The organism is Dyadobacter sp. BHUBP1, assembly GCF_050587785.1.
GTDB lineage: Bacteria > Bacteroidota > Bacteroidia > Cytophagales > Spirosomataceae > Dyadobacter.
Genome location: NZ_JBOBIH010000013.1, coordinates 1 through 17125, shown reverse-complemented (window position 1 = coordinate 17125; position 17125 = coordinate 1). Strand labels below are relative to the sequence as shown.

Genomic DNA, 17125 nt, shown 5'->3' with positions numbered 1-17125 from the left:
AAAGATTATTAGATTTGTAATCTATAAGAGACCGTACGTACGAAACAAGCATCACGATGGCACAAGAACAACAAGAAGGGGTCAAAAGCGAAGAGCAGGACGACCTGGCACCCAAAACGATTGATACCCTTGAAATTGATCTTAACAATGAGTTGACGGAGGAGCACGAGGAAGAGACGCCTGATGTGGATTACAGCCAATTATCTAAGGAACAACTGGTTAACTTGTTGGAAAACGAACTGGCAGGTATCCGCGGAGAAGCCGCTACCGCGGCTCAGCTGAAAAAAGCAGAGGCTGTGGCCAGAGGTGTTCGTACGGTGCTCGATCAGATTAAACAAAAGGACCGCGAAGCTGCGCTGAAAACGTTTATTGAAGAAACAGGCGGCGAAGACGGATTCGAATACAAATACGACAGCGATACGCAAAAAATCGACTCTCTGAGCCGTGAAATCCGTGGCCTCAAAAATGCCTTCTATCAAAGCCAGGAGAAGGAAAAAGAGAAGAATTTCAACGTAAAAACCGCGCTTCTCGGTCGCCTGCGTGCGCTGGTGGACGAGGAAGGTACGCGCGAAACGGATGCAACCGGGCTGAAATCGAGCTGGGAAGAATTCAAGAAAATCCAGGAAGAATGGAAAGCCGCAGGCAACGTCGCATCGCCGCATAACGGTACGCTCTGGGCAACCTATAATGCACTCATCGACCGCTATTTCAGCAACCGGAATATCTATTTCGAACTCAAAGAACTCGACCGTCGCCGCAATGCGGAGCTGAAAGCGGAGCTCTGCGAGAAAGTGGAAGAACTTGGTAAATCGCTGGAAAGCCGCCCGATGACGCGTGAGATTCTCAACGAAGCCAACCATATTTTCGAAGAATATAAACACCTCGGTCCTGCCCCGAAAGAAGACCAGGAAAAACTGTGGCAGCGCTTCAAAGAGGCGCTCGACGTGCTTTATGATGCACAACGCGGCCAGTTTGCTGAGCAGAAGAAATCCATGCAGGAGAACTACGAACAAAAGCTGAAAATCTACGAAGCGATTGTTCCGTTCACTACTTATAATTCGGGGAGCATTAAGGAATGGAATGCCAAAACAAAGGACATTATGGCGTTCCAGGACCAGTGGGTGGCTTTGAAAGGCATTATGCCCCGTGAAGAAGGCAAAGAATTGAGCAAGAAGTTCTGGGCTGCGCTGAAAACGTTTTTCAATAACAAAGGCGAATTCTTCCGCCAGCTGGAAGCCAAACGCGAGCAAAACCTCGACCTGAAAAACCAGCTTTGCGAAGAAGCCGAAGCGGTATTGTCGGCCGGCGAGGACAACCCTGCCACCACGCAGAAGGTAATCGAGCTGCAAAAGAGGTGGAAAAGCATCGGCCAGGTTCCGGAAAAATTCAAGGACACCATTTATGACCGCTTTAAAAAGGCTTGCGACGCGTATTTCGACCAAAAACGCGCAAAAAACCGGGAAGTGGAAGAAGAATTCGAAAATAACCTGAAGCTGAAAACCGACCTGATTGAACGCATCGAGGCAGCAGCGAAGGATAAGGACGAATCTTCGCTCAATTTGCTGAGCGCGTTTAAGTCGGAATGGTCGTCGATAGGGTTTGTACCCAAAAAGGACATGCAGGCCATTCAGAAGCGCTATATCGCGGCCATCAATACCTATGTAAGCGCCATCGGCCAGCTCTCGACCAAGGAGAAAGAACAAGCCGTTCTCGAAAGCGAAGTGGAGCTGGTACGCGACGGCGAAAGCAGCCGCAACCTTTACCGCAAGGAAAACGACATCCGCCGCAAGATCACCCAGCTCGAAAACGACATCGCGCTTTGGCAGAATAACATCGAATTCTTCGCGAAATCGAAAACGTCGGATCGTTTGAAGGCAGAGTTCGAGAGAAAGATCAATAATGCATTAAGCCAGTTGGACGAGCTGAAACACCAACTTACTATTATTCAGGAGGCTATCTAAAACCTGAAAAAAAAGTTGAAAAATTTACTTTGAAAAGGTTGCATTGTATATCCCGCTCGACTACTTTTGCACCATGATAACGGAATAACAAACGGTATCACAAAGAAAAAGGCCTCCATAGCTCAGCTGGTAGAGCAACTGACTTGTAATCAGTAGGTCGTTGGTTCGATCCCGACTGGGGGCTCTTGAAGATCAAGCACTTAACATGATTGTTAAGTGCTTTTTTCTTATATTTGTCTCCAACTTGCAATGAAACTTGCAATGTTCTCCTACAACCTATGACCCAGTTAGCTGAAAATCTTTTTAAACCTAAAAGATTATGCAGCAAACAACTGTCACACCTGCACTTTATTTCGATCCCCGCGGATGCGCGAAAGGAGCAACTTCCGTTAGGTACTCAATCTACTTTGGCGGAAAACAGCGCCTAATTGCAACTGGCATCATCCTGGATGAAAAAGATGTTAAGTTCATCCAGTCTTACAGGAAAATCTATGCGAGGAATCTGTCAAAAGGTAAAAAGGCCCCAGAGATCGAAGATGCTGACCAAAAATTCATCTGGGACATCTTATACGGAGACTCATATACCGATCCAGAAACTGGTCAGATCCGCGTGGGATACCTCCGCCGGGCATACGACGTCATAGCTTACCTCGGAGATAGTTTTGACTTCCCTTCATTCAAAAAATGCCTTCTCGATTTCGATAGTTTGTCAAAAGTCGAGCTATTGAAGAAAGATCGCCGTCAAGCTTTCCCTGAATTAGCCCAAGTTGAAGAAGCGGAGGAGGTTCTCCTTCCACCTTTCCCAGATGACGTTTTAATGGCCCTCATGGCCGAATACAAATTTATGTATAAGGAGGAGCGCTATGGAACCGGAGACAGCTTTAAGGATTCCGCAATATCTCTTTTCCGATTTTACCTGCATTACCGTCATGAAAACAAAGAGATGTTTAAAGGCAAACATGACTATTCGATCAGGTTCAAGATGCTAACGCCCACATTTTTGAGTAACTATGAAAGATGGATGTATCGGTTCGGCAAAAAGGCGCACAAAAGGGATGCACCCCCTACTTCGGCAAGCCCGAGTACAGTGGGAATTTATACCAGAAACTTCCGCAAGGTATTTAACACTGCCATCAATGCTGGCTTGGTCAGTGTAAAATCCTACCCTTTCGCAAAGGGGAAGTATGTGATCCCCGCCAGTAGGAATATCAAAAAGGCAAGATCCTTAGAAGAGATCAACCAAATTATCGAATTTCCCTGCGACAACGAATCCGACCTGCTTGGCCGAGATATGTGGCTATTCAGCTATTTGGCCTACGGGGCAAACATGGCCGACATTTTGCGTATAAGATGGCGTGACCTCGGCAATGGTCGTTTCAGTTTTTTTCGTAAAAAAACGATTATCACCAAGAAAAAAGATTTGACCCCCATTGAGGTCTATATACACGAGCTTGCACAGGAGATCATCAATCGTTGGGGAAACAGAACAAAGAATCGGAACGAGTATGTATTTCCCTTCCTTACCGCTCAGATGACCGCTTTAGAGGCTCATAAGGCTACAAAACTTTTCATTGGACGAGTTAATGATGCAATGGCACGAATCGCCAAAAAACTGGGTATCCGCGGATGTATGACCACATACGCTGCACGGCATTCATTTGCCACCATTATGCTGCAATCTGGAGCGAGCTTTGTCATGATAAGCAAATTATTGGGTCATTCGAATACCACCACGACGCAATCCTATTATGATGATTTCGAAGACAATCAAATCAAATCGGCGGTTCAAGCATTGGTTCCTAAGAAGGTCCCTATTCATAAAATTGCCACCTCATCTTTAAACGAGCGTCCACTTTCTAAACAACAACGACTGGCTTAGTTAAAATATCAGTATGGCCTCAACACTCTCGGAGGCCATACACAAATCAATTTGTAATCGTCAAGGGGAAGTATTAATGTTACCAACTTGGAACTCGGCCCTTATAGTTGATCGATGGCTAATATTCGTCCCAAAAATTCAGCGTCGACATTGCTAAACCGTCAAAACTGACCTGCGGGAATAAAAGGGCTTAAAAAAATTTTAGTGTTCAAAAACCAATACCCGCACTTCGTCCTCATTTTCTAACCGACCAATAAATTACTCTCCGACGGCGCAATAATGCCATTTGCATCCTAATAAATATTGCTACATTGTCATCGCATTAACATTAAAGAGATAGCAATGTAGCTTATAAGCCAGTTCAACTATTTGCCACCCCAAGACAGTGGTATTGACTCGGGGTGACGTCTAGTTACTTTAAGCGTATTTTAAAATACGCAAATGTGTTGATGTACACAGCGCGTGGAATTATTAGATTAATACTCTTCGTTTCATTCTTTGGATGATGGTGCAAGGACTTATTCTTTCACTCAAGTTCTTTCTCAACGTACTTATATTATAATAGTTAATCCTGGTTACTAACTTGTTAGACAAGCAAGTGACTCCTCACGTTCCGTTCTTCGTTCATGTTTAACTCACAGGCTTCTATTTATAAGGCCTGCAAAACTCGCTATGTATGAGCAAAACGGTGTACTTTCTTTTATTCATTTTGCTACCTGTCGCCCATTTAAAAGCGCAACTGAATTGGCAGGAAATGAAGCACTCTCAACCCACAGAATCTGAGGCACAATCACTGCTCAGGCGTATCTTAAACGATCCCGATTACTATCTTGGATCAAATGCATTCCCATCACCGAGAACTGGTGCTAATAGTTGGCAAGACAACTCCGGGAATATTTTCGTCAGCTCCGGGCTGGGGTACGACAGGCATGGCAGTTGGGGGCTTCTAGACGATTTATGGAAGTATAACCCAGCAAACGATACCTGGCAGCTGCTTCACGGAGAAGGAAAAGCACTATCCGAATTTGTTGAGAATACCAGCACCCCATCACCCAGACGGAACGCCTTGACTTGGATCGACCGTGAACAGAGCCTTTGGCTAATGGGAGGCAAACAATTCAGTGACACAGAGTACCTCTATGATTTATGGAAGTACAACACAAGAAACAATACATGGGTCCGTATTTCGGACGCGACAAAGACCAACGTTAGTTCGGTTTGGAGTAAAAATGCACGTAATCCCGAGCCAGGAAACATACCGGGCAGCCGTGCCGCCTCAGCTACCTGGGTAGACAAAGACGGTCGCTTTTGGCTATTTGGGGGCATTAGTCGAAACTATGCAAAACCTTCTGAAGATCTCTACAACGACCTCTGGATGTATGAGCCCAGTACCATGACATGGACCTGGGTAGCGGGTAATAACATCGCTAACTACAAAGGCATATTTCCTTCCAAAGAGAATCCTCAGCCTCCGGGTCCGTCCGCCAGATCTTATTCCGCAGCTTGGTATGAGAAGGAAGGGCACAAATTATGGTTGTATGCGGGTATCGGTATAGACTCTACCGGCAAGGACGTAGGAGCGCTTGCTGATCTTTGGTCCTACGATATCACAAGCTCTACCTGGCACTTTGTCAGCGGCTCAACGAAGCTTTATGCCAGATCAGAAGGTGACGAAGATTACCTGTCGTATCCAGGCTACCGTTCGCATTCCATCACATGGAAGGATAAGAATGGAAAGTTCTATTTGTACGGTGGCCAAAATAAGGTTACAAACAACATAGTGGACACTAAAACTCACATTTGGCAGTTCGACCCAGCGTTGGCAAAATGGCATGTTTTATTGACCGATAACGTGCCCACAACCATTGCAGAGGGTTCCGCTTATTCCGACGATGCCGGACATATCGTCCTGTTCGGCGGCAGAAAGCTCAATCGCAACACCTCTCAAACCTACCCAACTAACCAGCTTTGGAAAATTAATCTCAAATAGGCCATGAAAATCCTGAAAGTTACGCTTATGCTGCTCATTTTGGGTTCAGCTTCTATACGCGCGCAAAAACCAAACATAATTCCCCCCTCTCCGAATGCCGCGAGCTTTTCAAAATACGGTGACATTCCGATCAATTTAAGTACTGGTGCGGTCAACCTTTCTGTGCCAATATATACAAGCAGCGAAGGTGCCCTTGCCTGGCCCATTGCGATGAATTACAATTATACCGGATATCGCCCGGCGGAAGAATCAAGCTGGATAGGGCGTGGTTGGTCATTGCCCGTCGGAGTAATTACACGAACGGTCCATGGAACAAGGGATGAAGGCAATTCCGGTATTGAGGGCTATTTTACAACAGGTTCGGAGGTTAAAACCGCGGTGCAAAATAAAGAAAATGGGCTTCCTGTTGACTATACCTTTATAAACTACATAGCTGACGGGTTAAAGGATGGCGAGCCGGATATTTTTAACTTCTCATTTGGTGCGTATAGCGGAAAGTTCTTCTTTGGGACGGATGGCAAAATATATAATACCACCGGAAAAGCGCTGGAAATCAAGTATGAAATGTCATTGCCGCTTGATCCTGGCTCTGGCCACCACTTTGTGGGCAACACTTTTACCAAATGGACGATCCGTACAGAAGATGGCACAAAATATATTTTTAAGAATGCCGAATATGGCTGGACATTGCTCGAAGGAGCCCCTTTTGACAAATTCGCCAAAACCATATCGGCATGGCACCTTTCTGAAATCATCGGTGTCCATGGCGAACGGATCAAATTCTTCTATACTGCTCCCACAGACACTTTCAAGAGAATCCAGGGAAGTTATTCTCAGCGACGGGTCCTGCCGCTCCCTAACATCGGCAATCCGCCCAACTATTTTATTAGCGAGGTTAACAATTCGGTTGTAAAAAATTATTCAGAGGAAATTGCGCTGACAAAAATCCAAGGTTCAAACTGGGAACTTCAATTCAATTCTTCCCAGCTTTCCAAGACAGTCAACGGCGAAACGAGCTACTATCAGAGGTTGAACCAAATCGTGCTCAACGACATTACTAACCCCGCAACCCCAGTACAAATTAAAACGTTTGATTTTACCTATGATGCTGCCGACAACGAAAAATTGGTACAGTTTCAGGAAAAGAATGGAGCAGAGCAGATCAAGCCGTATGTTTTTGAGTACAACCAGGCCGTAAACGTTGGACTCACGTACAGTGTCGACAATTGGGGATATTACAACGGTGTAGACAATGCCGGCAATTTAATTTCTGAATTTGGGGCAGACAGACAAGCATATCTCGCGGGCACTCTTATGGGCTCTCTCAATTCTGTCAAATATCCAACGGGGGGCTATTCGACATTCGAATACGAGCTCAATCAATTAAGTTACATACAATCGTATCAGTATATCACGCATAAAACTAGTTATGACTATTACAGCTTTGTGTGGAAAAAAGTTGGAAACGGCTTGACTCTTATTCAATCCCAACCATTTACACTTCCTGAAACACGCACCTATGAGTCAACTTACAATTTTGATTATATTCCACAGAATCCACCATGTAAACCGCTCACGGAGACAGGTTCTTTAGCCGCTGGGTCATATACCGCGTCAAATTTCACTCCTCCACAATGCATCATATCCGATATGCCCGACGGTGCAGGAATTGATATACAAATTAAGATCAAGAAAATTGAACTTTTGGTAAAAGGTGATGTAGGCGGGCTCCGGATCAAGAAAGTTTCCAACTATACTGCCGCTGGATTATTGGCCTATGAAAAACAATATCTCTACGAAAATTTCTCAGACCCCACCCGTTCCAGCGGTGCTATGGCTGATTCCATCGATACACACGCCGAAATTACAAAATTCTTCTCAGATGGCTCCGCGTGTCGCGCTGGGGTCTGGAAGTCAGAACCGTTAAACACCGTCAGCCTTACCCCCCTGCTTTATTTTAATATAGAAGAGAAATTACAGGATAGTAAACAGTACCACGAATTCACATCATATAATGCCTACAACGATTCCTATGGCCTAATGATGGCAGGAGGAGGCTCCTGCATGTTTGGGCCCATTGCCTCCTATGAATTTATCCGGGGCCTGCCCGCGGTTTCCACACATTATAGGACAAATTTGACAAACAAGGCCTACGAGTCATTCAAAGTCTATTCAACTATGGCCGAGGTGGTTGTTAATTCTTCCCCCGCCATTTATTGCGAACACATTGCCAACTATAATAGTCCGGGCGGCATATACGGTAATTCCGATAATAAAGAGTACTACGTAAAAGGTTACAAGGCTATTGCTGGTTGGGTCAGGCTTAAATCGGAGATGACCAAGGACTATGGAGCTGGGGCGTCCTCCTCCCCTGTAATAGAATCGACTACTTACGAATATTCCAATTTAGACCATAGACAGGTCACAAAGCAACGTACAACTCAGAGCGATGGAACAGTAGAAGAAACTAACTTTCTATATCCCTTGGACTTCAAAAATACCTCCGGAAAAGCGGCATTCATCCAGCCCATGATAGATTCCAACATGGTTGCCTATCCTCTCGAACAGGCCGTCACATTGGAAAAGTCTGCAAATGACAGAAAGGTTATTGCCGCAGAAGTTACCACCTACAAAGCATTCCCCGGAAACTCGCAAAAACAAACTTTGATTATGTCCTACAAAAAGTTCAGTTTTAACGGGATGAATGGTTCCCTAGGTCAAAACTTTCAAAATTATCAAGGCAAAACCGACGAGACCGCCTCAAATTCCTATCGCGAAATTCTTAAATACACCCATTACGACAACCAGGGAAATCCGTTAAGCCTTCTTCTGAAAGGTGCTGAAAAGGTGTCATACTTGTGGTCCCACAAAGGCGAAAAAGTTGTAGCGGAAATCAACAACGCGGATAACGCCGCCGTTAGCGCAGCTCTTGGCGGCACTAATTTCGCTCAAATGGCCGCGATGACAGACCCTTCCGCAATCAAAAATAAACTTGACGCTGTCCGTGCTGCCCTACCAGCAGCAATGATGACATCCTATGTTTACAGCCCGGTAATAGGAATAACACGTACTATTGATCCCGCTGGGAAAAACTTGCTATATGAGTATGATCCCTTGTCTAGGCTCAAAGCAATTAAAGATAATGGAGGCAATACCCGATCTTCCTATTGCTATAACTACGCTGGGCAAATCATATCATGTGACGTTATTTCTGCTACCGGCACCATTATTCCTCAGGCGCTTTCCTTGATACCAGAGGAAAATGCACTCCCTGTCATCCTTATAAATTTCAATGCGATTAAGGAAGAGAATTCCGCCCATCTAACCTGGACTACATCAGAGGAAGCGAATAGTAAGCAATTCGATATCGAGCGTAGTCCCGATGCAAAAACCTGGACTAGAATTGGGAGCGTATTGGCCGTGGGCGAGAGTAACACGACCACTTATTATTCATTCAGGGATGGTGCCCCTCACCAAGGCCTTAACTACTACCGGTTAAAAATGATTGATACAGATGGTAGTTACGCGTACAGTAGGATTGAAGATTTGAAGTTCGACACTCAGATTGTTTTGTTCCCAAATCCTCTTGTTACGGGCCAATTGCTCAATCTCAGGACCGCCTCCGACGGTCCCGTCGCAAACTTAAAGATTTACGATATACGTGGCAAACTGGTATACGAGCTACTCTCTCCCAATAACCAAGTCAATCTTGATCACTTAGCAGCCGGCAGCTACATCATTCAGCTGACAGGCGCCAACGGTGCCGTCAGTGCGCATAAAATAATTAAGCAGTAATTCCCACATCAAACACCTTAAAGATGAATCGCCATTTATTTGCACATATACTGCTCTATATCCTTAGTTCGTGCGGCGCGTTTGCGCAGACCGCCAGTCAGAACTTCGTACTGTCTAGAACTTTCAAACAAACAGGAGCGCCTGCTAATGATGTCAGCAAAGTTAATATTCGAGTCCAATATTTGGATGGTCTTGGGAGGCCTTCGCAGACTGTCTCAGTCGGCCAGAGTACAACAGGGACTGATTTAATTATACCCATTGAGTATGACGCATATAATCGTCAGCCGAAAAACTATCTGCCGTACGCGGGTGGCGGTAATGGTGCTTTTCAAACTAATGCCGTTTCGGCTGTGGGTAGCTGGTATCTGGCTAACTCAGCTGGCCTGCAAGCAACCCCGACACCTAACGACAATCTCACTAGGCCATTTTCAGAAGCTGTTCTTGAAGCCTCTCCCGCAAATCGGCCGCTAAGTCAACAAGGGCCCGGAACTCGAAGTCGCTCTTCAAACTTCAATTATACTGCCAATTCCGGCACAGAAGTGAAGTTATACAAATACACGCCGAACGCCGATATTTTTCAAACAATCTCCTCCTCTGGCAACTTTGTAGCCGGCACATTGTATCGAAAACAAACCCTGGACGACCAAAACTATGAAACCATCGAGTTTACCGATGTCAAAGGCCGACTCATCTGCAAGAAAGTGATTGCCTCTGCTTCTGAAACACTGGCGACCTATTATGTATACGACGATTACGGCTTGCTTCGTGCCGTTCTTCAGCCTCAGTATCAGCAAAGTGCCAACGCTGCGAACTATGCTTTCTTGTACGATTATGACGAGTTCGGGCGGGTTATCACCAAGTACGTTCCTGGAGCTAGCAAGACTGACATCGTTTATGACGTTTTCGACAGGCCAGTTATGTCCCAGACCGGCAACCAGTTGGCGCTTGGTGTGTGGGGATTCACCAAGTACGACGCATTAAACCGCCCCGTTATAACCGGTGAAATCTCCTCCGCCGGAACGCGTTCCACCCACCAGTCGGCATTCAATGCCAGCCAGGCACATCACGAGGATAAATCCGGAGCAGGCATCGGATATACCCTCAGCAACACGCTTCCCGCGATCGTGGAGAGCAACGCATTAACGGTAAACTATTATGACGATTACACCTTCCCTGGAAATCAGCCTTATGTCAACGTCCTTGCCGTAGCCAATAATGCAGCCGTAAAAGGCAAGCCAACCGGAACCAGAGCCAAGATGCTAAATGCTAGCGCCCAATGGCTTGTCAGCACCACGCATTACGATAGTGAATATCGTCCTATACAAGTAACCCGCCAGTTGTTTGATCTGGGAGCTACAGCCACAGAGCGCATTTCTACTAAATATAAATATGATATCGCCGCCGTTGTCGATCAGGAAAAGACGGAGCATCTTCTCACAGGCGCAGTTACCAACAGCGTCCTTAAAACATTCACCTACGATCACGCCGACAGGCTTCTCAGTGTCAAAGAACAGGTAGTAGTCGGTAATAAATCAAAAGGAGCATACACCCTTGCCCAACGCTATAACATCCTCGGACAGCTCAAATCCAAATACCATCACGGTTACGCCGCTAATCCAGCCAAGTTCCGTCGGAGGACTGACTATGTCTACAACATGCGAGGATGGATTACAGAAGCCAAGACTTTTTACTTACAAGGTGCCACAGAAACTCCATTCTACGGGTTTGGTCTCAATTATAACAACGTCCTGTATGGAGCTCAATATTCCTCCGGTAATATTTCCTCAATGGTTTGGAACGGGGTAAATGAGAGCATTATGTCAAAAGGCCTCTCATTCACCTATGACGGTGCAAGTCGTCTAAAAAGCTCTGCGGGCCTTGGCGGGTATGTAGATATCGAAAATGGGATCAATTATGATCTCAACGGTAACATTTCTTCATTAACACGGGCCGGGTTCGCCGTCGATAACTTGACCTACACTTATTCTGGAAATAGGCTTTCATCTATCAATGATGCTTCTGGCAATGCCAAAGGGATTAAGTCAGGTAGTAGCGCCTTCGGTTACGACGCCAATGGGAATATCACTAGCGATGGTAATAATGGCGCTCTGCTTACCTACAATTTTTTGAACCTGCCCAAAACCGTAACGATTGGTGCAAAATCGTTTGCCTATGACTACGATGCCTCTGGTGCCAAACATAAATATGCCGGCGACACACTTTCCCTTAAATACGAAGGCCCCTTCGAATACAACGCAGCCAACACTTTTAAACGGCTCTCCACTACCGAAGGACAGGCTGTTATTGCTACCGGCGATTCCATAAAATTTGATTATTATATAAAAGACCACCTCGGCAACGTGCGGGTAGTTTTCGAAGAGAATGGAAAAATCGTCCAAAAAACAGACTACTATCCTTTTGGATTAGAAATTAGCCGTGACAATCCGCCTTCAAGCGCGTCACAGAGGAATAGTACAAATAGATTCCTGTTTCAGGGACAGGATAAACAAGTAGGAACAGATTATTTGCAATTTTCGTGGCGCCTACATAATCCGCTAACAGGTCGATTTCTTTCTACTGACCCCGTTAGTGAAGGTTTTGTACATAACAGTACTTATGCCTTTTCCGAAAACAAAGTTACAGGGCATATTGAATTGGAAGGCTTAGAAGCAGTTAGCTCATTCTTATACAGCAGTATTGTTGAACAAAGCAAAGCTACCAGTCAGGAACGCCGAGAGGCTCAGCGCTCACTGATCAAAAATTTGGCTGCAATATCTGATGTGAATGACGCAGTAGTCTTAGCCACTTGGGTAAATAGAGGATCCGAAAATGCAATTAATGTTGACGGAGAAAGCGCTTCCAATTTGGACAAAGGATTTGCTATTGCAGGGGCTGCAATTCCACTAGTGTCAGGAAGCGCTATAAAACGAGGTGTAGAAGCCATTGAGTACATCGGAGATAGAGCATTTGGTGCCTACAAAGATTTGAAGGGGCGCTTCTCAGAAGCACACCATATTATACAGGATAAGGCCGTTGAATCAATTGCGGGTTACAATAAGGCCGATGCCCCTACTATTCACCTTATTGGACCGGCTGTCGATAAAACTACACCTCACGGGAAAACAAGAGAAGTGCAGAAAAATCTAAACAGTGGAGGTGGAACCTATGGATCGGAACGCAAAGTTGCCTATCGAGCATTAAGGGCAGCTGGACTTTCAAGAGCCGATTCAAAAGTGGCAGTTCGAAAAGCGGACGATTTTTTCAGTAAGCTTGGTGTTAATTTTGACACACCGACCAGTATACCCAAGGACAGGATCAAGAGATGAATAGAGACAAAGTTGCTAAAATTCTACAAGAGATAGTCGAACTCTTATTGAAGAAGAAGTACGATGACTTATGCAATATGAGTGTCGTAAAAAGGGTAACTGCCTCCATGATAAGCGAGGAAATCAACAGCTACCCGGGAGAACTGACACCTCCACCTGATTCATCGTATACTGATTTTGACGTCTATCCTGTTGACTCATCTAAATCTTTTATAGTTGATTTTTTCCTGTGGTTTGACGGCGAGAAAAGTGATTTGATGATCAATATTCTTTTTGACGAATCAACACCAGACTTGCAGTTCTCAGTATGGGATTTACTAGTTCCGTAAGAAAATTGTATGGAAAGAGGAGAAATTAGGAATTTACTGACGGAATTGATCAACAGTCTTGTAGCTGGTAAGTTTTTGTATATCTACACACGAGATAAAAACAAGAGGCTATCCGCAGATGAAATGAAAACAGTGATCTACGACTATCCAGGGTTATTAACTCATCCGCCGGATACTGCATTCGACAACTTTCGATTGTATGGGAATGAATCAGATGATGGTATTACTATCGAATTCAATTTATGGTATGACAATTCAGAAAGCGATTTAACAATGACCATGACCGTATATTCGTCCGGTGAATATAGCATCGAAGATATTCATGTTTTATAACGATATCCGTAGCTACCACATTTGATCGACGTAGCGGATTGTGTACAGGTGAATTCGGCGTCGATGCACTTAAAAAGGAGTTCGATGAGTCAAACGCACAGGGAGGGAGGGGATCAAATTACTCAAAGAACAAACGAAAGGAACTTGGATTATGACCACCTATAAGGACGAGCTTAGCATTCACTACAAAACTGTGTTCCAGGGAACAAGCACTGATCGCCATTGGCTTAAAGGGCCATTTCATGAGCTAGGATCAGAGTTTTCAATTCTTGAATTTTCTCCCGATGCCAGTAGGGACATGTGCGTGTATGCGACGGCGGGGCTCGGACCGCTTTCAAGAGATGGTACTCGTATTGAGTTGCACATCTACTCGCAAAAGTTTGATCCCGCTCTTGTGGAATTACTTACAATCACAGCTCACTACCACGCCACCGGCGAAGCGTTGGATTTAGGAGATTCCGTCAATTTCGGCAAGCCATGGCAGGACAAGTCGCTTTGCACTTTTGGTTACATTTCTCTGCCCCATCTGTATGGCCCCGATTTGGAGGATTTTACTTTTGGCAACAAACTATCAAAATGTTACTGGTTGGTTCCGATAACAGCTGAGGAAGTGTCATATAAAAGAGAATTCGGCATCGATGCACTTGAAGAGAAGTTCGAGGAATCAAATTTTAATTATTTAAACCCTTACCGCAGAAGTGTACTGTAATTTGAACATGGTTGAAAATAGTAGTTTGAGCTCTCTGGGCTGGTACCCAGGCCGAAAGATAGACGTATCATCAATTAAATTGTACCTTCTGCGAAATGGCTTTGACTGGTTTGAACAAGTCGAGTTGTTCCTTTCAGAATTTGGAAATCTTCGATCTAAAACTGTTCATTTTGATCCTATGCTTGCTGAGCGGGGACTGGATAGAAGATGGATTTTTGAAGACTACGCTCAAAGGATAAAGCAAAGCCGATTTTGCGTGATAGGTCAAGCATTCGACAACCACCTTACGCTCTTCATGGGAGAAAATGGAACTGTCTATGGTGGTTACGATGACTTCTTATGTATCATTTCTGACAATCCCGTCGTCGCGATAACTAAGATTTTCGAGACTACTCATTTTGACGAAATTACATAAATAATAGTGTCCCGCTCGATACGGTTAATACAAGAAATCACCAGTGAATCTATGAACACCCACGAACTCCCTTCCATCAAAGATCGCCTCTTAGAGCGCTTCACGTTCGCCAAACAATTCGTCGGCAAAAATTGGCGAAAAGTCCTAGCCGAGCACGATCCGTTTTTCCTCACCAAAACCGGCCGAAATTATGTCAGCACAACTGTTCAAGCCCTTTCACGTAAATCGAGCGGCCAGGTCGATCGCATTGAGCGCGTCACTTTAGCGCTCGAGAAGCTAATCGGAGCCTCGTCATTGGACTTCTCTCTGCCAAGATACTTGGCAAGTCTTTACGGCTGCATTGTTGATTTTAGCGGTTGGAAAATCGGGCTTTTTCTTTTTGAAGATTCCGGAGAACATTCCTTCCTGGATTTATTGGAAATCAATACGGAAAAGTTCTTCCTTGATTCCCTCATGGTCAACGACAGCAACACGCGTGAAATTTTTATCAAAAAGCAAACCCTCTTTCAATACAAGGGCAGTTGTTATGAGGTTGTCGACTTAAATATTCAATTGACTAATAAGCCAAGTCGGGGCATTCATCAGCTTAAATTATTGCTATACCTCAACCCCGTAGGGGACCGCGATACAAACAGGCCCGCCTGATCATAACTTCGAGCTGGTAGTCACAGCATAAGGTATTGCTTCGTCAACATCTTGAAATTAGTGAATTCAGCATTATTTTTTTGAACTTTCATACACTACCATTCAATGATTACAGTCCAAAAACGTGAACGAAGCTTAGCAATTAAGGATAGATTGCTGGCAAGATTTGTGATAGCAAGAAATCACATCGGTAAATCTTGGCGACAATCCCTTGCAAGAACTCACCACTTCTATGGCACCCATGAAGGCCAAGCATATCTTGTATCAGTCGTACAGGCAGTCTCAGACAAAAGCCGAGGCCATGTCGACAGAATTGAGCGAGTCACGCTGGACTTAGAGGAGATTGTCGGCATCAAATCCGGGCCGGAAGTACCTGGTCAAAAAGACCTTCTGATAAAAGAACGGCTTCTCCACCGTTTTGTCATCGCGAGGAAGTCCTTAGGGCGTAACTGGCGCCAGTTTCTCGCTATGCACGATCCTTTTTTCTATACCAAACGTGGCGTCGACATGATGACCAGCGTCTGCCAGGCAGTGACTGCTCGCAAAAAAAGCCGTGTAGATAAGATTGAACAGGTGACACTCGCCATGGAAAAAGTCATTGACGCCAACTTACAGCAAATAACTAAAAATGCTAGTTAACAAACTTCCGGATCATCAACTCCTCCATTCGACATCCTTCCAGCAATTATCGAGCATTCATGAAACAGTCATTTACCTTTTTCAATCAACACCACATAGACGATGCCATAAAATCCGATTTACTGGAAAGGGCCTCCTTCGAAAGACTACAAGCGGGGAAATATCTCTACCCGCCCGAGCTAAGTCACTCGCTTTACCTTGTGCGAAGCGGTATCATTCGAGCGCTGTCACACAGTTATCGTCCGAAAACGAGCTACCTTTTTGGTCGGAACGATTACTTTCTCCCCAACTTAGCAATGTTCTCGCCCTTGGACGAACATTGCAGTTTACAAGCTTGCTCCGATACAACAGTCCTGACTATTTCCGAAACCGATATTCAGTTGCTGATTTCAAAGTGGCCGTCGCTTCACGACACCCTGTACAAATTGCGTTACACCCATGTTGTCAATCAGAAAGACCATCAATACAAATGCCATGCAACCAGCTCGTGGCAGAGATTTTCAGCTTTTGCTGGTCAAAATGAGGATTTTTTGAATAAAATACCCCTCCGGTATTTTGCCGATTTTTTAGACGTAAGCATGTACGACGCCTACTGCTTTTTGGATACCTACATTTCAAAAGAAACTTGTCTCCTTCGTGGAACCGTACCGATACCGGATCGTCATTACAATTGATTCTTGGGGTCGGACGACAAGTACTGGCTTCGGCCAGGGATAGTGTGTAAGTAGTGCAAACTGGCGGAAAACACCCCGCCAGTTTTTTTGCTGCTGGACGGAGCTCCTTCTTGACATCAATGCAAAAAATTGATACAATTGTAATCATTTTTATGATATTCATAACATCAACAAACTCAACAACACCTCAACCATGGCTAACTACCTCTTCTACGACGGACAACCGTACGTCGTCAATCTCGACAATACCGATTTCATCCGGTTGAAAGACTCCAACGGAAAATATGAGATCGAATTTTTAAAATCCGAGCGTACCGACCGTGTTCAGCAGGCGACTTACATAGTGAGTTGGCCATTCACGAACAAGGCCGAGAGGGATGCAGTTTTAAAAGGGCTGCTCCACGAACACGGAACCATTGTCAAGCTGATT

General features: G+C 44.9%; 13 protein-coding genes and 1 tRNA gene. All 14 read left to right on the top strand.

Going from position 1 to position 17125, the window contains the following annotated elements; translation table 11 throughout:
• Positions 1-56: 56 nt before the first annotated feature.
• Positions 57-1961 carry a DUF349 domain-containing protein gene (locus tag ACQ4MZ_RS29585; RefSeq protein WP_430851334.1) on the top strand — a complete coding sequence of 635 codons (1905 nt, stop codon included), beginning with the start codon at positions 57-59 and terminating at the stop codon, positions 1959-1961.
• Positions 1962-2072: 111 nt separating this feature from the next.
• Positions 2073-2145 (top strand) — tRNA-Thr (locus ACQ4MZ_RS29580).
• Positions 2146-2280: 135 nt separating this feature from the next.
• Complete coding sequence (locus ACQ4MZ_RS29575) at positions 2281-3840, top strand: tyrosine-type recombinase/integrase (RefSeq protein ID WP_430851332.1); 1560 nt, start codon at positions 2281-2283, stop codon at positions 3838-3840.
• A 676-nt stretch (positions 3841-4516) separates the two neighbouring features.
• Entirely contained in the window at positions 4517-5830 is a 1314-nt protein-coding gene (locus ACQ4MZ_RS29570) for a kelch repeat-containing protein (protein WP_430851330.1), read from the top strand.
• Positions 5831-5833: 3 nt separating this feature from the next.
• Entirely contained in the window at positions 5834-9625 is a 3792-nt protein-coding gene (locus tag ACQ4MZ_RS29565) for a T9SS type A sorting domain-containing protein (RefSeq protein ID WP_430851328.1), read from the top strand.
• A 23-nt stretch (positions 9626-9648) separates the two neighbouring features.
• The gene (locus ACQ4MZ_RS29560; RefSeq protein ID WP_430851326.1) at positions 9649-12951 is read left to right on the top strand and encodes a DUF6443 domain-containing protein; all 3303 of its coding nucleotides are present in this window, start codon (positions 9649-9651) and stop codon (positions 12949-12951) included.
• Positions 12948-13280, top strand: coding sequence for a DUF7668 domain-containing protein (locus tag ACQ4MZ_RS29555; RefSeq protein WP_430851324.1), 333 nt, complete (start codon positions 12948-12950; stop codon positions 13278-13280). Before ACQ4MZ_RS29560 ends, ACQ4MZ_RS29555 begins: the two co-directional genes overlap by 4 nt.
• Positions 13281-13289: 9 nt before the next feature.
• Positions 13290-13613: a DUF7668 domain-containing protein gene (locus tag ACQ4MZ_RS29550; RefSeq protein WP_430851322.1), complete on the top strand. Its 324-nt coding sequence runs from the start codon at positions 13290-13292 to the stop codon at positions 13611-13613.
• A 151-nt stretch (positions 13614-13764) separates the two neighbouring features.
• Positions 13765-14322: a suppressor of fused domain protein gene (locus ACQ4MZ_RS29545; RefSeq protein WP_430851320.1), complete on the top strand. Its 558-nt coding sequence runs from the start codon at positions 13765-13767 to the stop codon at positions 14320-14322.
• A 7-nt stretch (positions 14323-14329) separates the two neighbouring features.
• Positions 14330-14737 carry an SUKH-3 domain-containing protein gene (locus ACQ4MZ_RS29540; RefSeq protein ID WP_430851318.1) on the top strand — a complete coding sequence of 136 codons (408 nt, stop codon included), beginning with the start codon at positions 14330-14332 and terminating at the stop codon, positions 14735-14737.
• Between the two features lie 51 nt (positions 14738-14788).
• Positions 14789-15382, top strand: coding sequence for a hypothetical protein (locus tag ACQ4MZ_RS29535; protein WP_430851316.1), 594 nt, complete (start codon positions 14789-14791; stop codon positions 15380-15382).
• Between the two features lie 105 nt (positions 15383-15487).
• Complete coding sequence (locus tag ACQ4MZ_RS29530) at positions 15488-16021, top strand: hypothetical protein (protein WP_430851314.1); 534 nt, start codon at positions 15488-15490, stop codon at positions 16019-16021.
• A gap of 59 nt (positions 16022-16080) precedes the next feature.
• Complete coding sequence (locus ACQ4MZ_RS29525; protein ID WP_430851312.1) at positions 16081-16695, top strand: Crp/Fnr family transcriptional regulator; 615 nt, start codon at positions 16081-16083, stop codon at positions 16693-16695.
• Positions 16696-16888: 193 nt separating this feature from the next.
• A partial coding sequence (locus ACQ4MZ_RS29520) for a hypothetical protein (protein WP_430851310.1) occupies positions 16889-17125 on the top strand: 237 nt, incomplete at its 3' end.

Bases quoted from the DNA above. Each gene is read 5' to 3' on its own strand.
- ACQ4MZ_RS29585 (WP_430851334.1), top strand. From the start codon at position 57: ATGGCACAAGAACAACAAGAAGGGGTCAAAAGCGAAGAGCAGGACGAC.
- ACQ4MZ_RS29575 (WP_430851332.1), top strand. From the start codon at position 2,281: ATGCAGCAAACAACTGTCACACCTGCACTTTATTTCGATCCCCGCGGA.
- ACQ4MZ_RS29570 (WP_430851330.1), top strand. From the start codon at position 4,517: ATGAGCAAAACGGTGTACTTTCTTTTATTCATTTTGCTACCTGTCGCC.
- ACQ4MZ_RS29565 (WP_430851328.1), top strand. From the start codon at position 5,834: ATGAAAATCCTGAAAGTTACGCTTATGCTGCTCATTTTGGGTTCAGCT.
- ACQ4MZ_RS29560 (WP_430851326.1), top strand. From the start codon at position 9,649: ATGAATCGCCATTTATTTGCACATATACTGCTCTATATCCTTAGTTCG.
- ACQ4MZ_RS29555 (WP_430851324.1), top strand. From the start codon at position 12,948: ATGAATAGAGACAAAGTTGCTAAAATTCTACAAGAGATAGTCGAACTC.
- ACQ4MZ_RS29550 (WP_430851322.1), top strand. From the start codon at position 13,290: ATGGAAAGAGGAGAAATTAGGAATTTACTGACGGAATTGATCAACAGT.
- ACQ4MZ_RS29545 (WP_430851320.1), top strand. From the start codon at position 13,765: ATGACCACCTATAAGGACGAGCTTAGCATTCACTACAAAACTGTGTTC.
- ACQ4MZ_RS29540 (WP_430851318.1), top strand. From the start codon at position 14,330: ATGGTTGAAAATAGTAGTTTGAGCTCTCTGGGCTGGTACCCAGGCCGA.
- ACQ4MZ_RS29535 (WP_430851316.1), top strand. From the start codon at position 14,789: ATGAACACCCACGAACTCCCTTCCATCAAAGATCGCCTCTTAGAGCGC.
- ACQ4MZ_RS29530 (WP_430851314.1), top strand. From the start codon at position 15,488: ATGATTACAGTCCAAAAACGTGAACGAAGCTTAGCAATTAAGGATAGA.
- ACQ4MZ_RS29525 (WP_430851312.1), top strand. From the start codon at position 16,081: ATGAAACAGTCATTTACCTTTTTCAATCAACACCACATAGACGATGCC.